This is a genomic window from Acinetobacter sp. UBA6720, from assembly GCF_002454215.1.
Classification (GTDB): Bacteria; Pseudomonadota; Gammaproteobacteria; order Pseudomonadales; family Moraxellaceae; genus Acinetobacter.
The window spans coordinates 1-3,002 of record NZ_DKIK01000153.1 but is presented as its reverse complement, the minus strand read 5'-3'; the positions used below and the strand labels follow the sequence as shown (position 1 = coordinate 3,002).

Below are 3,002 nucleotides of genomic sequence, written 5' to 3'. Positions count from 1 at the left end.
CATTATCTCAATTTTAAAAAATGGTTTGAGCCTTTGGGACTCAGTGTATCTTGGCTTTCAGGTAAACAAAAAGGCAAAGCCCGTGCCACAGCCGAACAAGCCATTGTTGACGGCACGGCGCATCTGGTGGTGGGTACGCATGCCTTGTTTCAAGACAATGTCCGCTTTGCCAAACTTGGATTAGTGATTATTGATGAGCAGCACCGCTTCGGGGTCGATCAGCGCTTAGCCCTGCGTAATAAAGGTGCGCAGAATATGACCCCACATCAATTGGTCATGACCGCAACGCCGATTCCACGAACTTTAGCCATGTCCGCCTATGGAGACTTAGACACGTCCGTGATTGATGAACTTCCACCCGGACGAACGCCGATTCAAACCGTGACCATTCCACTCGACCGCCGTGAAGAAGTCCTGCAACGTATTGCCAGTAACTGCTTAGAAGGCAAACAAGCTTACTGGGTCTGCACCTTGGTTGAAGAGTCTGAAACCTTAGATGCTCAAGCCGCTGAAGCGACCTATTTAGAAATTAAAGAACGCTTCCCCGAGCTCAACATTGGCCTCGTACATGGCAAAATGAAAGCCGATGAAAAACAAGCCGTGATGCAACAGTTTAAAGCCAATCAATTACAACTGTTGATTGCTACGACAGTGATTGAAGTGGGGGTCGATGTACCAAATGCCTCGATCATGGTGATTGAAAATGCGGAACGTTTAGGACTGTCTCAATTGCACCAATTACGTGGCCGTGTTGGTCGAGGTGCCAAAGCCAGTTTTTGTGCACTATTGTATAAAAGTCCGCTGTCTCAAAATGGACAAGAACGCCTACGCATCATGCGGGAAACCAATGATGGCTTTTTAATTGCCGAAAAAGATTTGGAAATCCGTGGTCCAGGTGAATTACTCGGCACCAAACAAACCGGGGATATGGGCTTTCGTGTAGCCAAACTAGAACGCGATGATCATTTGCTCAATCAAGCCCACTTTGTCGCAGCTCAGATTTTAAAAGACTATCCTAGAAATGCCGAAGCCTTACTGAAACGCTGGCTGCCTGAAGCACCACGCTATGCCTATGTTTAGCCATTTACTGCACACCGCCAAACAGTTGTTACACAAAACACAGCCTTGTCAGTTGTGTGGCATTGTACGCACAGATCTGCATTCGGTCTGTCTGGACTGCTGGCAACAACTTCCTCTGCATCCACAAACCATTGAAAAACAAGCGCTGAGTATTCATGTCGCAGGACAATATCAATATCCTTTAGATCATTTGATTCAGCAGTTCAAATATGAACAACAACTGCATTGGCAACCTTTACTTTCAGGCATTCTTCAGCAAATACGCTTACCTAAAGTGCAAGCAATTGTTCCAATGCCGATTTCGAGCCAACGTTTAGCGGAACGTGGCTATAACCAATCAATGATCCTCGCCAAAGACTTAGCCAAGCAACTAAATGTTCCCATTTGGCAACCTGTGATTCGGCTGCATCAACATTCGCAAAAAGGACTCAGTCGACTAGAACGCTTAGATCACATTCAGCAGCAATTTAAAATTGATCCACAGCAACGCCAATATGCAAAACGTTACCGACGTGTTTTGATTTTGGATGATGTCGTGACCACAGGCAGCTCGATTCAGGCCCTGACTTTACAACTTGAACAATTAGGTTGTCATAAAGTCAGCGCCGCGTGTATTGCCTACGCACTGGAATAGTTAAACGACTTCAATCAGCAAATGTTCGCGCACCCAAGGGATGACCACCTCTGTGGTTAACGGTGCAAGTGCAGTTTGTTGATCATCCAAGTTCAGCCACTTCATTTCCGCAATTTCAGCCGCAATCTGTGGCGCTTGCTGAAGCTGAACATGGTAAACGTAGCTGACCAATTTAAAATCAGGCTCGTTAGCTGTGGCTGTTTCAAAACGACCGACAAACTGTTTAATAACCGCATCTGTGCCTATTTCTTCCTGAATCTCACGCAGCATGGTTTGCTCAGGTGCTTCATTTGGCTCAAGCTTACCGCCCACTTGCATAAAACACGTGGTGTTTTGCTTGCGCACCAATAAAAGCTGCTGTTGTGCATTTACAATAATGGCTGCAGCAACCGTAATCACCTTCATGCTTTGACATCCAACAGCTCCGGATCAACCATGCCCCACTTCGGTTCAGGCGCTTGGAATTGATCCATTTGCTTTAAAATTGTTTTCACTGAGTCCGATACAATCAGGCTGTCGGTAAAACGTGTATGGGTAAAACCTTTGCTGGTTGTCATTTTTAGAAACTTGATTAAATCATCATAAAAGCCATTTACATTCAAAAAGGCATTTGGCTTGAGGTGAATGCCGAGTTGAGCCCATGTCCATTGTTCAAAGATTTCTTCTAAAGTCCCAGCACCGCCTGGCATTGCAATAAATCCATCCGACAAGGCTGACATTTTCAGTTTACGCTCTTGCATGTCTTTGACGACATATAACTCGGTGAGGCCTTGATGTGCCAACTCACGATCCACCAGCACGTGTGGAATCACACCAATCACTTGACCCCCCGCTTCTAAAGCACTGTCAGCCACGATACCCATTAAGCCTGAGCGACCACCACCATAGACCAAGGTTTTGCCCTGTTCTGCAATGGTGTGTCCGACCTGACGAGCTGTTTCTGAAAAAATTTGATCTGAACCTAATGCGGAACCACAAAAGATCGCAATTGAATTTGTCATTTTTTACTCTGATATTTAATTGTCATGCAACTTCACTAAAATGAATGGATATTTTTTAGCAATTTAACCATTCGATCAGTGTTTTTATTGCAATCCTTGTCTAAAATACACCCATCCACCTCAACCATTACTGCGCAAAGGAGAAAGACGGCATGCTTGAAGCCTTTTACGCCACAGAGCGCGGTAGCTTAGAAGACATCACCATTAATGGCGATTTCGATCTTCAGCCCGATTTGGTCTGGCTTGACCTCATTGCTCCCTCACAAGAAGAACAACAGTGGATTTTA

General features: G+C 45.3%; 4 protein-coding genes and 1 pseudogene. 3 read left to right on the top strand and 2 right to left on the bottom strand.

Annotated elements, in window-relative coordinates:
- Together B4F08_RS13445 and B4F08_RS13440 are read left to right on the top strand one after the other, a co-directional pair.
- Nucleotides 1-1,080, top strand: a 1,080-nt coding sequence (locus B4F08_RS13445) for an ATP-dependent DNA helicase RecG (RefSeq protein WP_291374740.1), incomplete at its 5' end; no start/stop codon positions are given.
- A complete protein-coding gene (locus B4F08_RS13440; protein ID WP_291374739.1) occupies nucleotides 1,067-1,714 on the top strand; it encodes a ComF family protein in 648 nt (215 codons plus the stop codon). The genes B4F08_RS13445 and B4F08_RS13440, both read left to right, overlap by 14 nt.
- Here the strand turns inward: B4F08_RS13440 and B4F08_RS13435 are convergent, their stop codons facing one another.
- Nucleotides 1,715-2,119 carry an NUDIX hydrolase gene (locus tag B4F08_RS13435; RefSeq protein WP_291374737.1) on the bottom strand — a complete coding sequence of 135 codons (405 nt, stop codon included), beginning with the start codon at nucleotides 2,117-2,119 and terminating at the stop codon, nucleotides 1,715-1,717.
- Nucleotides 2,116-2,715: a TIGR00730 family Rossman fold protein gene (locus B4F08_RS13430; RefSeq protein WP_087527366.1), complete on the bottom strand. Its 600-nt coding sequence runs from the start codon at nucleotides 2,713-2,715 to the stop codon at nucleotides 2,116-2,118. The genes B4F08_RS13435 and B4F08_RS13430 overlap by 4 nt, the downstream gene beginning before the upstream one ends.
- A gap of 152 nt (nucleotides 2,716-2,867) precedes the next feature.
- On the opposite strand from B4F08_RS13430, the pseudogene B4F08_RS13425 reads away from it, so the two are divergent.
- Nucleotides 2,868-3,002 (top strand): annotated as a pseudogene (locus tag B4F08_RS13425) (magnesium and cobalt transport protein CorA); the annotation flags it as partial.